Annotated in this window: 13 protein-coding genes and 2 pseudogenes; 10 read left to right on the top strand and 5 right to left on the bottom strand. The window is 47.9% G+C overall.

The window, feature by feature from the left end; translation table 11 throughout:
* Positions 1-126: 126 nt before the first annotated feature.
* A pseudogene (locus AC19YX_RS16110) lies at positions 127-750 on the top strand (cation diffusion facilitator family transporter); the annotation flags it as partial.
* A gap of 91 nt (positions 751-841) precedes the next feature.
* Positions 842-1,327, top strand: coding sequence for a retropepsin-like aspartic peptidase RloA3 (gene rloA3, locus AC19YX_RS16105; RefSeq protein WP_155416825.1), 486 nt, complete (start codon positions 842-844; stop codon positions 1,325-1,327).
* A gap of 239 nt (positions 1,328-1,566) precedes the next feature.
* On the opposite strand, the gene AC19YX_RS16100 is transcribed toward rloA3, so the two are convergent.
* Together AC19YX_RS16100 and AC19YX_RS16095 are read right to left on the bottom strand one after the other, a co-directional pair.
* A complete protein-coding gene (locus AC19YX_RS16100; protein WP_047297378.1) occupies positions 1,567-3,252 on the bottom strand; it encodes a phosphoethanolamine transferase in 1,686 nt (561 codons plus the stop codon).
* 56 nt (positions 3,253-3,308) lie between these two features.
* Positions 3,309-3,452 carry a hypothetical protein gene (locus AC19YX_RS16095; protein ID WP_155401178.1) on the bottom strand — a complete coding sequence of 48 codons (144 nt, stop codon included), beginning with the start codon at positions 3,450-3,452 and terminating at the stop codon, positions 3,309-3,311.
* Between the two features lie 952 nt (positions 3,453-4,404).
* Between AC19YX_RS16095 and AC19YX_RS16090 the strand changes: the two genes are divergently transcribed.
* A complete protein-coding gene (locus AC19YX_RS16090) occupies positions 4,405-5,082 on the top strand; it encodes a heavy metal response regulator transcription factor (protein ID WP_047297377.1) in 678 nt (225 codons plus the stop codon).
* 596 nt (positions 5,083-5,678) lie between these two features.
* Here AC19YX_RS16090 and AC19YX_RS16085 read toward each other — a convergent pair.
* Both AC19YX_RS16085 and AC19YX_RS16080 read right to left on the bottom strand, forming a co-directional pair.
* Positions 5,679-7,118 carry a heavy metal sensor histidine kinase gene (locus tag AC19YX_RS16085; RefSeq protein WP_042561904.1) on the bottom strand — a complete coding sequence of 480 codons (1,440 nt, stop codon included), beginning with the start codon at positions 7,116-7,118 and terminating at the stop codon, positions 5,679-5,681.
* Positions 7,115-7,789, bottom strand: coding sequence for a heavy metal response regulator transcription factor (locus AC19YX_RS16080; RefSeq protein WP_080896080.1), 675 nt, complete (start codon positions 7,787-7,789; stop codon positions 7,115-7,117). The genes AC19YX_RS16085 and AC19YX_RS16080 overlap by 4 nt, the downstream gene beginning before the upstream one ends.
* A gap of 352 nt (positions 7,790-8,141) precedes the next feature.
* Between AC19YX_RS16080 and AC19YX_RS16075 the strand changes: the two genes are divergently transcribed.
* The 5 genes from AC19YX_RS16075 (at position 8,142) to AC19YX_RS16055 (ending at position 14,758) form a co-directional block, all read left to right on the top strand.
* The gene (locus AC19YX_RS16075; protein WP_140396034.1) at positions 8,142-9,428 is read left to right on the top strand and encodes a TolC family protein; all 1,287 of its coding nucleotides are present in this window, start codon (positions 8,142-8,144) and stop codon (positions 9,426-9,428) included.
* A gap of 88 nt (positions 9,429-9,516) precedes the next feature.
* Entirely contained in the window at positions 9,517-10,740 is a 1,224-nt protein-coding gene (locus AC19YX_RS16070; RefSeq protein ID WP_042561903.1) for an efflux RND transporter periplasmic adaptor subunit, read from the top strand.
* A gap of 26 nt (positions 10,741-10,766) precedes the next feature.
* Entirely contained in the window at positions 10,767-13,934 is a 3,168-nt protein-coding gene (locus AC19YX_RS16065; protein ID WP_042561902.1) for a CusA/CzcA family heavy metal efflux RND transporter, read from the top strand.
* Positions 13,935-14,076: 142 nt separating this feature from the next.
* Positions 14,077-14,274: a co-regulatory protein PtrA N-terminal domain-containing protein gene (locus tag AC19YX_RS16060; RefSeq protein ID WP_042561901.1), complete on the top strand. Its 198-nt coding sequence runs from the start codon at positions 14,077-14,079 to the stop codon at positions 14,272-14,274.
* Positions 14,275-14,425: 151 nt separating this feature from the next.
* Complete coding sequence (locus AC19YX_RS16055; protein WP_042561900.1) at positions 14,426-14,758, top strand: DUF2790 domain-containing protein; 333 nt, start codon at positions 14,426-14,428, stop codon at positions 14,756-14,758.
* Positions 14,759-15,131: 373 nt separating this feature from the next.
* Here AC19YX_RS16055 and AC19YX_RS16050 read toward each other — a convergent pair whose 3' ends face one another.
* A complete protein-coding gene (locus tag AC19YX_RS16050) occupies positions 15,132-16,457 on the bottom strand; it encodes an OprD family porin (RefSeq protein ID WP_042561899.1) in 1,326 nt (441 codons plus the stop codon).
* Between the two features lie 311 nt (positions 16,458-16,768).
* Between AC19YX_RS16050 and AC19YX_RS16045 the strand changes: the two genes are divergently transcribed.
* Together AC19YX_RS16045 and AC19YX_RS16040 are read left to right on the top strand one after the other, a co-directional pair.
* On the top strand, positions 16,769-16,957 hold the full coding sequence (locus AC19YX_RS16045; RefSeq protein WP_225136885.1) for a hypothetical protein: 189 nt from the start codon (positions 16,769-16,771) through the stop codon (positions 16,955-16,957).
* 141 nt (positions 16,958-17,098) lie between these two features.
* Positions 17,099-17,658, top strand: a pseudogene (locus tag AC19YX_RS16040) (arsinothricin resistance N-acetyltransferase ArsN1 family B).
* The last annotated feature ends 61 nt before the right edge of the window (positions 17,659-17,719 follow it).

Genomic DNA, 17,719 nt, shown 5'->3' with positions numbered 1-17,719 from the left:
ACATCCGACCACGCAAGCGATTTAACTGGCTGTGTCCGATCGAGGTATTCACTCAGCTGATGGGCTTGCAACATGAGGCTCCTGCTTCAATTCAATAACCGTGTTGCACTCAGCTCCTGCAACCGCCTCGCTATATACATTGTCTATGAAGCGTATCTTCGACTTAACGCCCCCGCAGAAATTCAGTCGACGGGCATGTTAGTAATTGCAGTGATGGGACTGATAGTTAACCTCATTTCAATGCGTCTGTTGAGTGCCGCTAGTGGGGAAAGTCTCAATGTGAAGGGCGCTTATTTAGAGGTTTGGAGCGATATGGTGGGGTCTATTGGCGTCATCATTGCAGCGCTTGTAATCCGCTTCACCGGTTGGAGTTGGGTTGATTCACTTGTTGCAGCAGGTATCGGATTCTGGGTGCTGCCTAGGACTTGGTCACTGCTCAAGGAAAGCATGAATATATTACTGCAGGGCGTTCCAGAGGGCATCGATATTCAAAAGGTGGAGGCGAAAATATACGGAATCGTAGGAGTAAAAAATGTGCACGATTTGCATATATGGGCTTTAACCAGTGGTAAGAGTGTAATGAGCGTTCACCTGGTCGCTGACTATACCTCCCGCAGTGAACAAGATATTTTAACTGAAGTCACGTCGCTTATGAGTGAAGAGTTTCAGATCAGTCATACTACTGTACAAATGGAAAAAGCAGATTTCCATAGCCAATTAGTTGACGATTATGAAGGCAAGGTCCACTAATTGAGTTCCACTTTTAAGACAAGTTGTTATTTCGGGGATCCACCCCAGAGGGCTAGTTAAAATGAAAAAATTATTTTAAATTGTGCTCTGCATGATAATGCTTTTGTCTCTAACAGTAGAGCCGGTTTTGTCGAGCCCGGCTAGACCAGAAAAGGTATTCGGGTGGATTGAAGAAGGGATACTTTTACCAGAAAATATCGCCGTGAAAATAAAGTTGGATACTGGGGCTCTTACGTCATCCATGGATGCGAAGGACTTAAAAAGATTCCAAAAAGATGGAGAAGAATGGATTCGGTTTAACGTTAAAGTCAAAGACACCAAAACTAAGAAGGTGAGTAGCGCACTCTTCGAACGACGGATTGAACGAAATGTAAAAGTTAGAGGTGCCGGCGGCGCTGAACATCGTCCAGTCGTCATGATGACGATGTGCATAGGAGATAAAATTTATAAAGAGGAATTTTCTCTGAAAGATCGAGGCGAGATGAACTATCCCGTACTGATAGGACGCCGAACATTGGAAGCTTTGGGAGCGGTCGATGTTTCGCGCAAATTCACCGAGGAACCCCACTGCAGTTAATTTTAAATATATTTATATTATAGTTTTAGAGTTACTTTATTTGCAAAGCACCTGGAAGGCATACTCGTATTGAGTGTTGCAAAGGCCGACTGAATCGTCAAATAAAAAGACGGACAGTCGGTCGCAGTTTTTTTAGATGCTTGAAAACTTACCATTCTAATATGAATGGCTCTGAGTGGAGTGTGCGTTAATTTTAATGATGATCTTTAGACTTCATTCTTGCCACTAGTTGGCTGCTATTACTGCTGCTGGCCAGTCATTGAAGTAAGTTTTAATGAGGCCAAGGCTTTGGATTGACATGCGCTAAACAGATCAAGCTCAGGTCGATATGCCGAAGTTTGGATATTCATCAATCCTAATATCGAATGGAATAAGTTGTCATGGGATAGTGATGCGCCTCGCTGTTCCCTCAAGCATTGAACGTCTAGTTTTTGACGAGATTGCATGTTTTTGGAGATCCAGAGAACCATGGGAATGCTAGTCTGCTCTTTGGGCGCCATAGCATAAGGCAGTCCGTGCAAGTATATCCCGTTCTCGCCGAGAGACTCACCGTGATCAGAGACGTAAAGCATAGCCGTATCAAAGCGCTCAGCGTTGCGCTTTAGCAAGTCAATCGTTTGTCCAAGTACATAGTCTGTATAGACGATACTGTTATCATAGGCACTGACTATGCTCTCGCGCGTACATCGCTCTAGTTGGTTATTATCACAAACGGGACCAAATCGCTCGAATTCGCGTGGGTAGCGCTTGTAGTAGGATGGGCCGTGACTACCTTTCATGTGGAGAACCACGACTGAATCACCCTGTTGTTGATCCAAGTAAGCTTGCAGGTCTTGCAATAAGACTTCGTCGTAACACTCGCCTGCTCTGCATAATCCTGATGTTTTCTGATTGTTCAATTTCTCATTTTTTACTCGGTCACAAATACCTTTACAACCCGAATTGTTATCTCTCCAAAGTACCGATACTCCGGCCCGCTGCAACACGTCTAATAAGCCTTCTCTCCGTAACGCCATACCGTCTTTATAGCCTTGTTTACCCGCATCCAAGAACATGCAAGGTAAGGAGATTGCCGTAGCTGTTCCACATGAACTGACATTGGTAAAACTTAAGACACCACGCCGAGTCAATTCCGGATTGGTATCGCGTGTGTAGCCATTAAGCGAGAAGTTCGCGGACCTAGCGGTTTCACCCACAATTAACAACGTCAGGCGTGATTTTTTTACACTCGCAGTAGTTTCTCCTTGGCGGGCATCAGCACCAATGATTTTTAGTTCTGTGGGCTGTGCTAGCTGGCGACGCATATACCCATGGATTGCCGAAACCACATTCGAAGGAACTAACATCAATCTGAGTTCGCGATGGTTACGTACGAGCGATGCATAAGATTGGTAAAGCGTAAATACGATGATTGCCAAACAGGTAAGTGCTGCCGCCAGCCCCATCAATCGATGAGCAAGCGCGCGGGTGCGCGATCGTTGTATCAAACGGACTCGGGTGATAAGCAGCACCGGTAGAACACCAAAACCCAGCATCCATCGCAGTAACTCCCAGTTCAGCAGGTCCGTGGTCTCAGAGATGTCTGTTTGAATAACATTCGTTAGCATGCTGTAGTCAATTACAATGCCGTAGCTATTCATAAAGTAACTCGCTGCTGCCGCAACCAACAGAACAATGGCTAGCACAGGCTTTATGAAGCGTCCCCAAGCCATCGCGCTGAGTAACACGTACAGCCACATCAACACGAACCAAGGCAGGCTAAGCACAAATAAGATGCTTCCGTCTTGTAGGCCTCCCACGCTTTTCCAAACAACTCGCCAAAATGGCCAGTTACTGAACAACAGAAGCCAAGTTGAAACTGCAATAATTAATTGATTGCTACTGAGTATAATTTTCGTACTCAGAATTGGTATTTTTTTATTCATGGGTATCTCGGAATATCTCGACATGATCGTGCGCGCAAACTGTCACTGGACTGCCGCTACGTTTTAGGGAAGAAAAAATCAGCAACAGAGCGATGTAATTCATGGATGCACCAGTGACCCTCAACGCTTTCCTCGGTTGGTTGAAGCTCCACGATTAGCCAAACCGCCAAAACGCCAAAACCGATGAGGATTTTTTTCATGAGATGCCCCCCAAGTAAGTGTTGTACTGATAGATCCGCTCGACTTGACTTAAAAAACAATTTTTTTTGGAGCGAAATGATGGTGGTTGGGTCGCGGGGGTATGGTTTTCTTGCTGACGTTGCGCATCTGTCTTAGTATCGAAGGCATAGGTGATGAAATTGTTTAGATCACTATTCTGATAGGCGCGACTAGTTGTCTAAAAAGGAATTCTAGTTGCGGATGAGAGACCAAAGCGGTCTTGATGCGCTTACCAAGTTCACCACTTTCGAATGCCGATAATCCTCATTGCGCGAAACATCGCCGTACTCGCATAACGCACACTCCTCGGAGTCAGGCGACGCCTTGCAGTTGATTTCAAATATTCGTTGAAAGCTTTGGCAGCCGTTTTTAGTACGGCATCGGGGTTCAAACTCTGTTAAAGCCTGGCTGCGCTATTCTGTATTTCCCGCTCGGCGTCTGCGAGTCTTGGCTCATTTGATAATACGGGTTGGTGACTGTTCCTCGTCTTACATTGGCTGGCTCATGCGCGGTCGTCATCAATGATTCCCGAGGCAGGGAATCAGCCGACCACAACATTTTTCTAATGCGAGATGGCATCACAAAATTTTCGCCCCCAAGGCGCGCCGTTTTCATCGTTTAACAGTAGGGACATCTGCAGCGTCTAGAGTGTTTAGATATATTGCATGCTCAATGTACTGCATAAGAGTTATCGCGAGGGTGACTGAAGAATTACAAATTTGTAATAAGACCATCTATCGTCATCAAGTAGTCTAAAATCTATTTGCCGTATGGTCGTGTGTCTCAATTCACTCATTTAACAGAAACTGAAAAAATGCGCGATATTCTGTAATGGCTTAACTCATCCAGTTGAGATGCTAAAGTGAACCGGTGAGTAAAGTTGCCTAAATGAGTGTGGTGGTATTTTCAATTAGTATCGAGACTTTATAATAAATGCGTATCTTGATAATAGAAGACGATCCGAAAACCGCTCATTATTTGCGCCAGGGTCTGACTGAAAGCGGCTTTATCGTTGATTGCATACAAAACGGAATCGATGGCATAAACTTAGTCTCCCAACAGGCTTATGACCTTGTAGTACTAGACGTAAACCCCCCGCAAAGTGACGACTGGGATCTACTTGTAAGTATTCGCGAGGTAATTATTACCCCGATCATGATGCTTACCGAGAAAGGTAGTGTTGAGGATAAAGTCTTGGGTTTTGATCTAGGCGCTGACGATTACATGGTCAAACCAATTGAGTTTCCTGAGTTGTTAGCTAGAGTCCGTACTTTAATGCGTCGAACTGGGTCGTCGGCATCGCTAAATGTGCTTCGCGTTGGCGATTTGGAGCTCGATCTGGGTAGGCACAGGACCTTTCGCGCTAACCAGCGAATTGACCTGACTAACAAGGAGTTCGCCTTGCTACACTTTTTGATGTGTCAATCAGGCACGACGCTATCGCGCACGCAGATTAAGTCTTCTGTCTGGGGTCTGAGTAGTGATTGCGACACGAACGTTGTTCAAGTAGCAATGAGGAGGCTTCGAGCTAAAATTGATGATCCTTTTGACGACAAGCTTATCCATACATTGCGAGGTGCTGGATATGTCCTTGAGTCGCGTGCCCATTAACCCCGTTTAGCCATTCTTATTTTGATATTGTGCGAAATAATTGGATTGCACTAAATTAAACGCGCTGAAAATATTGATTATAGAAAGGCAGTTATGTAATCTCTAAAATTGTCTCAGGAAGCGGAATGGTTCTGCAGTAGGGATTTAATTTTGCACCAAGCGCTTAAGATAACGTTAAAATCTAGATTGCACGAAAGTCTATACGATTTGCAGTTTAGAATAAACATGCTGAATTTAGCTTAATTCCGAAGTAGGGGGTTGCGACGCTATATCTGCAAGACCACACACTCTCGAGTGATTATCCATGAAGGCATGATCAACCTGCGTAATAGGTGGGTATCACAAAGATCGGTACCAATAGATGTTCACGTTGGATTGCTCTTGGGCACTAGTAATGTATCTTGACGAAGGTTATATTTTGCACAGGGCTATTAAATCTTCACTATCCATTGGTGAGTCATCGGTTTCATCTCTGGCTGAGCAAAAAGAGTAATGTTGTCTTTGGGTTTTTAAGCATCGATCCCCACTTATATATTACCTAGTGATCTGACTCGTGCAGCCAAGCTGTTTTATATTGCTTTTGATTAAATTAAATCCTAACTAAAAACCTCCCCCGGTCTTTGAGAGTTTAAGTTACTAGTTGAAATGTTCTTCGGGAATGTAATTCTGAAGGTTGTCGGATGCCCTGGTATACTAAAGACATCTGCTGTTCCATGATGGAGGCTCATGATAGATCGGACAATAGCCAATCCTAATCCAGTGCCACCTTCAGCTCGTGAGCGACTATTATCCACTCGATAGAAACGATCGAAGATATTAAGCAAGTGATGGCGTTCAATTCCCACTCCGGGATTGCTTATTGAAAGGGAGACTTCTTCGGTTCGCGTTTCAATGGAAATAACAACCGACTCTTCTATCGGGCAGTGACGAATGGCGTTTGATAAAAGATTCGAAATGGCGCGCTGAATCATGAGTCGATCGCCTGAAACTTTACCCTGACCACTGACGGTTATGCCGACGCACTTTTCTTCAGCCGAAAGAGAAAAAAGATCAATTACTTTTAAAGCTTCGTCTTCCAGCAAAATGTTTTCGAATGGTACAAGTGCGGCTGGGTGACTTACTTGGGCTAAAAAAAGCATATCAGATATAATTCTAGTGACTCGCCCCAACTCTTCGGTGCAAGACTCTAGTACAGACTTATACTCCTTTACTGAGCGATCACGAGAAAGAGTTACCTGTGCTTTCCCCATAAGGTTCGTAATCGGTGACCGCAACTCATGCGCCAAATCATCTGAAAACTGAGTGAGTTGTTGGACTCCGCTATCAAGTCGGTGAAGCATGAAATTTATGCCATGAGCTAGCTCACTGATCTCTTGGGGCATATTGACAACGGAGAGTCGGTGACTGAGATCTTGGGTTGATACCATTCCCGCAACTTCACAGAATTCCCGGAGTGGGGACAATCCGCGTTGCACTATCGCCCAAGCACTGATACCAATAAGGATCAACAACAGCGGAACCGCTACGATGGTTGAACTCAAATAAGAGCTTAACAGTGATTCATCATTCGAGCGGTCCATAGTCAGCAAGACTGATACGAATTCACCATCTTTTAGCCTCATGAGTTTCGCTGCTGTGAGGATGTGATTTTCGCTTTCCTGTGCCGAGGAGTAGTAAGAAATCTTAGTGCTATCGGTTGCTCCGATTTTGCTCCTAGAAACTACGGTTATATCTGCTCCAAAACTCAGGACAGGGACACTCAGATTTTCATCATCAAAAATAGTGAGATTAAGATTGTCATGCCCTAGCACTTGATCTAATAGTGCGTGTGGCTTTAGGCTCATGTTGCTAGTACTGATATCCATCAGTAAACTGTGCTCAATTTGATTCATTTTCTTTTCTAAGCTGTTTTTTGCACGCAAATCAAGCTCGTGGGTAAGCGCTAAATAGGCCAGAATCGCTAAAGAAACTACTAGTACTGCTCCCATTATACTTACTGTCAAACCCAATCGCATTGACAGGCTGACTTGCTTCATTTTCTCTCCTCCAGTACATAACCTACGCCGCGGAGCGTATGGATTAATTTAGTTTCAAATGGGTCATCTATTTTAGCTCTGAGCCTACGTATCGAAACTTCGACAACATTGGTGTCGCAATCAAAATTCATGTCCCAAACCAATGAAATGATCTGAGTACGAGATAACACCTCTCCAGATTGACGCATTAATAGATGGAGCAGTGCGAATTCTTTCGTCGTCAAATCTATGCGTTGTTTTCCGCGAAATGCGCGATGCCTTCCTTGATCAAGTTCAAGATCAGCAACTTTTAACACTTCTTGAATTGGTATGTGTTCGCTACGACGCATTAGAGTGCGTACTCTTGCCAGCAACTCTGGAAATTCAAATGGCTTGACAAGATAGTCATCAGCCCCCAGATCCAATCCTCTAATTTTATCTTCTAAGCGTCCTCTTGCAGTAAGCATCATTACCCTAGTACTGCTAGACCGCCGAATATTTTCAAGAACGTCCCATCCGTGCATTTCAGGAAGATTTACGTCAAGTAATACCAGATCATAAGCTTGCTGCCGTGCCAGATGGAGTCCATCAGCTCCTGTCGATGCGCAATCTACAATATAGCCACTTTCAGTTAGACCCTGATGTAAGTATTCAGCAGTCTTTGGCTCGTCCTCTATCACAAGAATACGCATAGGAATTAACCCTTCTTAAAGTGGTTCGTAATGGCTCTTTTCGTAGAATCTGTTTAAAGTTAACCATCTGTTTAAACGTTGGATTCTGGTTGCATTTTTAATTTTCTGGGATCATAGAGTTTAAAACTAACAAGGTTTCGTGCGACCCTCGTCACCCTGTAGTACAAGAGCCGCCTCCCGTTTTTGTCTAGGGATGTCGCTTGGTGCGAGCACTTATTGCCCTAATCCTAATGCATTAAGTGAGGCTTATTCGTTAGATAACGTATTTGTAATTCTTCAGTCACCTTGTTGATAGGTGTACGGAATTATATTTGCCTCATGGGAAATTCTTTTTGTATAAAGGTTTTGGGGAATGATGGAATTACTTCGGTTTAGAAAGTTTATTGCTCACCCAATCACGCATAAAACCATGCTACAAGCAGGTCTTATTTCGATCCTTGCTCTTTTGAATGCTCCTTTGTTAGCCGCAAACGCTCAAATGCTCACAATGGATCAAGCGCTTGAAACTGCATTTTCCAACAACCCAGACCTAGCGGCCGCTCAATGGGAGACAGGTATTGCTCAGGGAGAGCGACAGCAGGCTGGATTGATTCCAAACCCTGAGGTTTCCTGGGAGGCTGAAGATACTCGGCGAAACTCGCGCACCACGACGGTAATGATCAGCCAGCCGATAGAGCTTGGCGGTAAGCGTGGAGCTAGGATTGAAGTGGCCAATAGAGCTCAGGACGCAGCGGGGATTGAGTTGGAGCGCAAGCGTAACGTTCTGCGTGCCGATGTCATTCAGGCTTTTTATAGTTCCTCAACGGCTCAGCAAAGACTGCTGCTGTCACGTCAATCACTTGAGCTCGCCGAGCGCGGTTTGCGTGCAGCGCAAGGTCGCATCAAGAGTGGCAAATCCTCACCCGTTGAAGGTACGCGCGCAGAGGTTCAGCTATCAGAAGTGCGCCTAGAGTTGAGGCGGGCTGAGCGGGATGAGGCCAGTGCCTACCAGAGACTCGCTCAGGTCATGGGGGCGCCTTTGCCTGCATTTGTGTCCGTAGGTGATCCAAATCGGTCGATGCCAACCGTGCCCGATTCGTCGCTGCTGTTTAGCCGAATTGGTGAAACTGCAGAGCTACGATTAGCAAAACTGCAAATAGATCAGCGGGAAGCCTCTCTTGGTCTTGAGAAGGCTCGTCGAATTCCGGACCTGACCGTGAGTATCGGGAGTCAATACGACGAGCGTGAGCGCGAGCGGGTGAATGTCGTAGGGCTATCTATGCCCATCCCGTTGTTTAACCGTAACCAAGGCAACGTACTGGCCGCAGCCCGCCGTGCCGATCAATCTCGCGACCTTCGGAATGCCAGTGAGTTACGACTGCGCACAGAGATCCAAACCACCTTAGATCAGTGGCTGACTGCTAACACTGAAGTGGCGTCGTTCAATCAAACCATCCTGCCTGCAGCGCAAAGTGCCGTCGATACCGCTACCCGAGGTTTCGAAATGGGTAAGTTTAACTTTCTCGACGTGCTCGATGCTCAGCGCACATTGATTAGCGCTCGCACGCAATACATCCAAGCCATCGCCGAGGCGACAGACGCCTGGGTGCGTATCGAGCGAATTTTCGGTGATGTTGCCATTCTCACTCGTACCCCGTGAATTTCATATAACGCTTTTTTTACCGCTGCTCAGTATCGCAATACCACGTTAATCCGTGAATGCCGACTGGGTTGCGCAGGGAGTCTCCATGGATAAAAAACTAATCCTCGTCTCGGCACTAACCTTGGCAATAGGTATAGGCATCGGTTCGTTTTGGATGACAAGCCCATCGGTGCCTTCAGCTGAAGCTCAGACTCAGGAGGGCAAAGGCTATGACGATCACGGCGATGAAACTGCTGACGGAAAACCGGCCGAGGGCGAACACGCAGAAGGCGAAGCTGAAGAGGGTCATTTGACTCTGAGCGAAGAGCAGATCAGCTCTGCCGGCATCCAACTGGTTGAAGCGAAAGCGCAGAGCATCAGCCTTTCATTGCCCTTTCCTGGAGAAATCCGTTTTGATGAAGACCGCACTGCGCACGTGGTGCCCCGCGTACCTGGTGTCGTTGAGTCGGTTCATGCCAATCTTGGTCAACCAGTGAAAAAAGGTCAGTTGCTGGCCGTAATCGCTAGCCAACAAATTTCTGATCAGCGCAGTGAACAAGCCGCTGCGCAACGTCGTCTTGAGTTGGCGCGTACTACCTACGAGCGAGAGCGACAGTTATGGCAGGACAAAATCTCTGCAGAACAGGACTTCCTGCAAGCCCGCCAGGCTTTGCAAGAAGCTGAAATTGCTCTCAGCAATGCTCGGCAAAAAATTAGCGTACTGAGTGGTAGCTCGGTCGCCAGCGGGGGTAATCGATATGAATTGCGTGCGCCGTTTGACGGGGTTGTAGTCGAGAAACATTTGGCCCTCGGTGAAGTTGTCAGCGAAACCACCAATGCCTTTACGCTCTCCGACTTGTCGCGTGTGTGGGTGACCTTTGGAGTCTCACCAAAGGATTTGAACAAGGTACTCGTAGGCAAATCGGTCAAGGTCAGTGCGCCGGAGTTGAATGCTGAAGTCACTGGAACCGTGGCCTATGTCGGCAGTTTGTTGGGCGAGCAAACCCGTACAGCCACGGTCCGCGTGACATTGGAAAATCCACAAGGTGCATGGCGTCCGGGGCTATTTGTGACCGTGCAGGTTGACACCGGTACTCGGCAGACAAAGGTCGCTGTACCAGAGGCGGCTCTTCAGACGGTCGAGGACAAGCAAACTGTTTTCGTTCGAACGGAGGACGGGTTTAGAGCTCAGCCAGTGGAGACAGGTGGTCGTTCGGCGGGTCTGGTCGAGATCAAGGAAGGCCTGGAGCCCGGAGCTCAAATCGCCGCCGCCGGTAGTTTCATTTTGAAATCAGAATTGGGTAAAGCCTCGGCTGAACACGCCCACTGATCCGCCATTTCCACGAGAAGGTTCTCATGTTCGAACGCCTGATCCAATTTGCCATCGAGCAGCGCATTATCGTACTGCTCGCGGTTTTCCTCATGGCCGGCCTCGGTATAGCAAGCTATCAGAAGCTGCCGATCGACGCGGTTCCCGATATCACCAACGTCCAGGTGCAAATCAACACGGGGGCAGCAGGTTTTTCACCACTGGAAACCGAACAACGCATCACGTTCCCCATCGAAACAGCAATGGCTGGTTTACCGGCTCTAGAACAAACTCGTTCGCTGTCACGCTCGGGTTTGTCGCAAGTTACTGTTATTTTCAAAGAGGGCACGGACCTCTTCTTCGCTCGGCAATTGGTCAACGAACGATTACAGGTGGCCAAAGAGCAACTGCCAGAAGGTGTGGAAGCTGTCATGGGACCGATCTCAACCGGTCTTGGTGAGATTTTCCTGTGGACGGTCGAGGCTGAAGAGGGGGCTGTCAAGGAGGACGGCAGTCCCTATACGCCGACCGACCTGAGGGTGATTCAAGACTGGATCATCAAGCCTCAACTGCGCAATGTTCCTGGGGTCGCCGAAATCAATACCATTGGCGGGTTTGCCAAGGAGTATCAGATTGCGCCCGATCCAAAACGCTTGGCCGCTTACAAGCTCACGCTGACTGACCTTGTTACAGCGCTGGAGCGCAACAACGCTAACGTCGGTGCCGGTTACATCGAGCACAGCGGCGAACAGTTACTGATTCGTGCACCTGGTCAAGTAGCAACCACCGACGATATCGCCAATATCGTCATGGCCAATGTCGACGGTACGCCAATACGTGTGAAGAATGTTGCAACCGTGGATATCGGCCGTGAATTGCGCACGGGAGCAGCGACCGAAAACGGTCGTGAAGTGGTGCTCGGCACAGTGTTCATGCTAATCGGCGAGAACAGCCGCACCGTGGCGCAGGCCGTTGCCAACAAGCTTGAGCAAATCAACCGTTCACTGCCAAAAGGGGTTGTAGCAGTCACTGTCTATGACCGTACCAATCTTGTGGACAAGGCGATTGCCACGGTAAAAAAGAACCTGATCGAAGGTGCAATCCTAGTGATTGCGATTCTATTCCTGTTCTTGGGAAATATACGTGCAGCGCTGATCACTGCCATGGTTATCCCGCTCGCTATGTTGTTCACATTCACCGGCATGTTTACCAATAAAGTTAGCGCCAACCTGATGAGCCTTGGGGCTTTGGACTTTGGCATCATCGTCGACGGTGCGGTGGTAATTGTTGAAAACGCCATCAGGCGTTTGGCCCATGCGCAGCAACACCACGGGCGCATCCTCACTCGCTCTGAACGTTTTCACGAAGTATTCGCTGCTGCCAAGGAAGCACGCCGACCATTAATTTTCGGTCAGTTGATCATTATGGTCGTGTACCTACCGATTTTTGCGCTTACTGGCGTCGAAGGAAAAATGTTCCACCCGATGGCCTTCACCGTAGTGATCGCCTTACTGGGGGCGATGTTGTTGTCAGTAACTTTTGTCCCTGCTGCGATTGCGATGTTCGTGACCGGCAAGGTCAAGGAAGAAGAAAACGTCATCATGCGTGGCGCCCGCCGGATGTATGCTCCAGCTTTGGACTGGGTCATGGGCCATCGATCGTTGGCATTCGCCATGGCATTAGGCGTGATCACAATATGCGGTGTGGTCGCAAGTCGGATGGGTAGTGAGTTTGTGCCGAGTCTCAGCGAAGGCGATTTCGCGTTGCAAGCATTGCGTGTCCCAGGTACCAGCCTGACGCAATCGGTAGAGATGCAGCAACGCCTTGAAACCCTGGTATTGGCAAAAGTACCGGAGGTCAAACGGATGTTTGGTCGTACAGGTACTGCCGAAATTGCCTCCGATCCAATGCCTCCAAACATTTCTGACAGCTATGTGATGCTCAAGCCGAAGAGTCAATGGCCTGATCCGAATAAATCAAGGGAGGCATTGATAGACGATATTCAAAAAGCTGCAGCTGCGATGCCCGGAAGCAACTATGAGCTTTCTCAGCCTATTCAACTGCGTTTCAACGAGTTGATTTCAGGCGTACGTAGTGATGTGGCGGTCAAGGTATTCGGTGATGACATGGCGGTGCTCAACGGCACCGCTGCAAAAATCGCCGCATCAATGCTGAAGATCAATGGTGCCTCCGAGGTCAAAGTTGAGCAAACGTCGGGACTGCCGGTACTGACCATCAACATCGACCGCGACAAAGCCGCCCGTTACGGACTCAACGTAGGCGACGTGCAAGACACCATTGCGGTGGCAGTTGGCGGTCGACAAGCCGGTACGATGTATGAGGGAGACCGCCGATTTGACATGGTGGTGCGTTTATCCGACGCGATGCGTAAGGATCTCGAGGGATTGTCCACATTGCTAATCCCGGTACCGGCGTTGCTCAACACCAATGCTGACCAGATCGGATTCATAGCTCTTTCAGAGGTGGCGACCCTCGATCTAGTGTTGGGACCTAACCAGGTCAGCCGAGAAAACGGCAAGCGTCTGGTGATCGTCAGCGCCAACGTGCGTGGGCGTGATATCGGCTCTTTTGTACAGGAGGCCAGTAGCGCCATTGATAAGGAAGTGCAAATCCCATCCGGTTACTGGACCACTTGGGGAGGGCAGTTCGAGCAGCTCCAATCCGCTGCCAAGCGACTACAGATTGTAGTGCCGGTTGCCCTGCTTCTGGTGTTCGCACTCTTGTTCATGATGTTCAACAACCTCAAGGATGGCCTACTGGTGTTTACTGGTATTCCGTTCGCATTGACAGGGGGTGTCATGGCTTTATGGCTGAGAGACATCCCGCTATCGATCTCGGCAGGTGTTGGTTTCATCGCGTTGTCGGGAGTGGCGGTGCTAAACGGTCTGGTGATGATCGCTTTCATACGTAATCTACGCGAGGAAGGACATTCTTTAAGTTCCGCAATTAATGAAGGGGCTCTCACACGTTTACGTCCGGTGTTGATGACAGCTCTCGTGGCCTCTCTTGGGTTTATTCCGATGGCACTGGCAACCGGAACGGGGGCAGAGGTTCAAAGACCCCTAGCTACCGTAGTAATCGGGGGAATCCTATCCTCAACTGTGTTGACTCTGCTGATACTGCCTGCTCTTTATCAATGGGTGCACCGCCGAGACGAGGAAGAAACCAAAGACGACAAAATAGCATCCATATAATTTAGTTTTCTCAAAGCCTCCTATCGAGATTCGATGGGGGGCTTTTTTATGTGCGCAACATAACGAATCTGTAATCTAGGCGCCACCGTGTTGATAGGTTCGAATTGATACCCTAAGAGTGTCAACTAGATGAGGTGTCAGTATGAAAATTGCTCAAATTTTTGCTCTTGCGAGTGCTTTAGTCCTTTCTTCAGTTGCTTTAGCCGAAGGTGGCGGAGACAGAACCTTTGAGAAAATGATGGTCGCAAATGATCTAGCAATGGAGAAGTACGTGGCTAAAGAAGGAAAAATCGAGCCAGTAGTGTCAAGTGATGCTAAAGATGAGACTGATGAAATGTAAATGTAGCAGTACGCTGAATAAAAAAAACCGCTTCCGGTTTCCGGTTGCGGTTTTTTTTGGATGGCAGATTGGACATCGGTAATCCTGGCGCCACACCTACGCAATGTTCTAGTTGATATTCTGGTAACTGTTAATATATGAGGTACTCAATATGAAATTCATGAGCATTATTACTCTCGCTGGAACTCTGGCGTTATCCTCTCTTGTCTCTGCTGAAGGGGGAGGAGACAAAACCTTTGAGAAAATGATGGCGGCTAATGCTAAAGCTATGGAGCAGTATGCTATTAGCCAAGGGAAAAGCGCACCTGTAGCGAAACAATACGAGTACGGAATGAAGATGGATGTTGTGAAAGTGATCAGTGTGGTGCGGCCTGCAAAAGTCTGCGCGGTGGTGCCAGCCGCCATGACTTATGAAGATTCAAATGGGCAGCTAAATACGATTAGGTACACTGTGGCTGGAGAGTGTCGCAAACGTGGTGGCTAGTAGCTATCCTACTATCTGAACAATCTATAACGCTCGACTGATATGAAAAATAGGAATCGGGCGTTTTTTAGATTCGCTTCGAACAGGTATAAAAAAGACGTCCCGAGGGACGTCTTAAAAATTCACCCTTTTCCGAAGGAGCTTCTAAAGGTGAAATTGTAGCTTTAACTGAGCAACAATGAGTTTCCAGATTTTCACAGGCTTGCTACTTGTCTGTAGAGATCTAACCAGATGCGCTAGCTAGATTCCTAATAACTCCCACTCACTATAAGCAATCCTAGTTAACGTGGAGATGATTGAAAAATTACAATTTTGAAATTTTCAATCAAAAATGGGACAATTTAGAAGAACCGAGAATTTTCCCGTTTAGGTATTACAGAATGGCGAGTGGGTACTCAACAATCACACGGACCTCATCCAGATCCGATTCAAAAGCGGTTGCGCGAGTATTCGCTTGCCGCAAGCGGAAAGACATATCTTTCAAGGAACCTGTCTGAACGACGTACTTCACCTCAATGTCGCGCTCCCAACGTTTCTGATCTGTCAACGGGTTCCCGTCTGCATCGCGCCTCATGTATGTTGCGTTAGCGTTGGAATAGTCAGCGTCGGTGCCGCGACCATAACGTGTCATAAACGACAGGCCTGGTACGCCGTACGAGCTCATGTCGAGGTCGTAGCGAACCATCCACGAACGTTCTTTTGGCGAGTTAAAATCGCTGTATTGGATCGAGTTGTCGAGAAAGATAGAGTCCGACTGACGCAGATAGTCGAAGTCGTCATTACCATTATTTCGCTGGTGAGAAAGTGCAAGTGAGTGCGCACCATACTTCACGCCAACTTTAGCGCTCCAAATATTGTTGTCGAATTCTCCCAGCAGTTTCTTTCCTTCATCAACGGCCTTGTAGTAATTCACGCCACCGAATACAGAAAGCTGATCAGACAGTGAGTAATTCAATCCCGTGCCCGCATAGTATTGATTCCAAGCGTCTTTGAGGCGACTGGAATAGAGACTAACGATGATATTTTTGTTAACGTTGTAGTCGCCGCCGAAATAGCCTACCCAAGGTGAATTAACAGGCCCTGCATAGAATGTCGCGAAGTTGTCGCGCATATTGCTGGAGACTGGTTGGCTCATGGCGTGCAGGCGACCACCTTGAACAGTCAGTCCTTCAATGCTGGTATTGGTCGCGGTTACACCGCGGAAACTTTCGGGTAGTAGTCTTGAGTCGCCAGAAGCCACGACGGGGTTCGCTGGAAAAACATCACCAACTTTCACTACTGTGTCAAAAGCGCGAACCTTTGCTGCCCCACCGACTTTTGTGTACTCATCTCGAGCCTCACCATCGCCATTGACAGGCAGTACATCGAACGAACTACGACCACCATTTCGACCGTCACCCGTATCAAGCTTCAACCCAATCATCGCGAAAGCATCGACGCCCACACCGACAGTGCCTTGAGTAAAACCGGATTCAAATTTACTGATGATCGCGTGCGACCAAGTCTCTGAATAACCATTGCCTGTGGGGCTTGATTGCCCGTTACGATGGTCACGATTGAAGTAGAAATTTCGATTTAGCACGGAAAGACTACTATCTTCGATAAATCCCCCAGTCTTTTCCTCTGCGAATGCCATGGAAGGCCCAGAACTGACAACCAACGCTAAAGCGGCCATTGAGAATTTTGTATTGTTATCCATTAATCACTCCTTAGGTTTGGCAGAACTAGTAAGTTCTTCGGCTGGAATTATTGTTTACGGAAAGCGCGTTGCGCTTTCGTATCGTCGCCGACTTGTATCGTTGCAATTTGAAGATAACAGGGAGATGATTGAAGAATTACAATTCTGTAATGTCTGTATTTTTTTTCAAAAAAATATTTCTGCGGCACATACCCACCGATGAGTGGCTCCTATTTACAACGAATCTTCGCATGTGTCTCCTGACGGGCGGCATGATTTAAACTTGAAGCGCATGCGTAGGGTCCGACTGGTTTTTAAGTGCGAATCCGGCGGTGACGATTGCTCGCGTGTTCACCAATACATTCTCGGGGATACGGATGTCAGACGTAGCGCTGTTCATCATCGCGCAGTTTTTCGGTGGGTTAACGGCGCTGTTCCTGGCGAAGGTTCTCGGTGCTAAAGACGTTGTCGTGGATATCCCGCAGCCTAGTCCCCATGAGCAAAAGCTCACAATTCACTGAACGATGCTCTCTACGGTTCGTGGATGCGGTAAGCCCGCTCAAGGCGTAGTTCACGTTCCTATCGCGACATCCTGAAGGGCTAGGCCTTAAGGTGGTTCAGCCTTTCAAACGCGATTTTTTAAAGGGGCAGTAAGGAAAGACATGAATTACAAAGTGAGGGTTGCTACACCATCTGATGCCCCTGCCATCCAGATTATCTATGCTCCAATGGTTTGAACTCAGTCATCTCGTTCGAGCTGATACCACCGACTGTTGATGAGATGGCATCAAGAATAACCGCAACACTACCGCCGCATCCCTATCTGGTAGCCGAGGTGGAGGGCAACGTCGTTGGATACGCTTACGCAAGCGAGCATCGAGCGAGAGAAGCCTATCGATGGTCGGCGGATGTCACCGTGTATGTTGATCCGGCTGTGCACCGAAAAGGGGTTGGTCGTGCGCTTTATCAGCAGCTTCTACCAGTTCTAGAGAAACAGGGGATTCATGCAGCCTATGCCGGCATTGCCTTACCCAACGCAGGAAGTATAGGTATCCATGAAGCACTCGGGTTCACCCACATCGGCACCTACCCAGAGGTTGGGTTCAAGCACGGCCAATGGCATAGCGTGGATTATTGGCGTAAACCGATTTGTGCTGTGACGCCGCCAATAGAAATCATCCCGTTCAGTGAGATAAAGGGAGAGTTGAGAAACCAGGTGTGAGGCGACCTGGCTACTATTCGTCGCCATCGGTACCAGGCTGTTCGCTGAGAGCTATGCTTAT

This window comes from Pseudomonas sp. MF09150 (assembly GCF_059862355.1).
The sequence above is the reverse complement of the archived record's forward strand: the minus strand, read 5'-3'. Positions and strand labels throughout refer to the sequence as shown.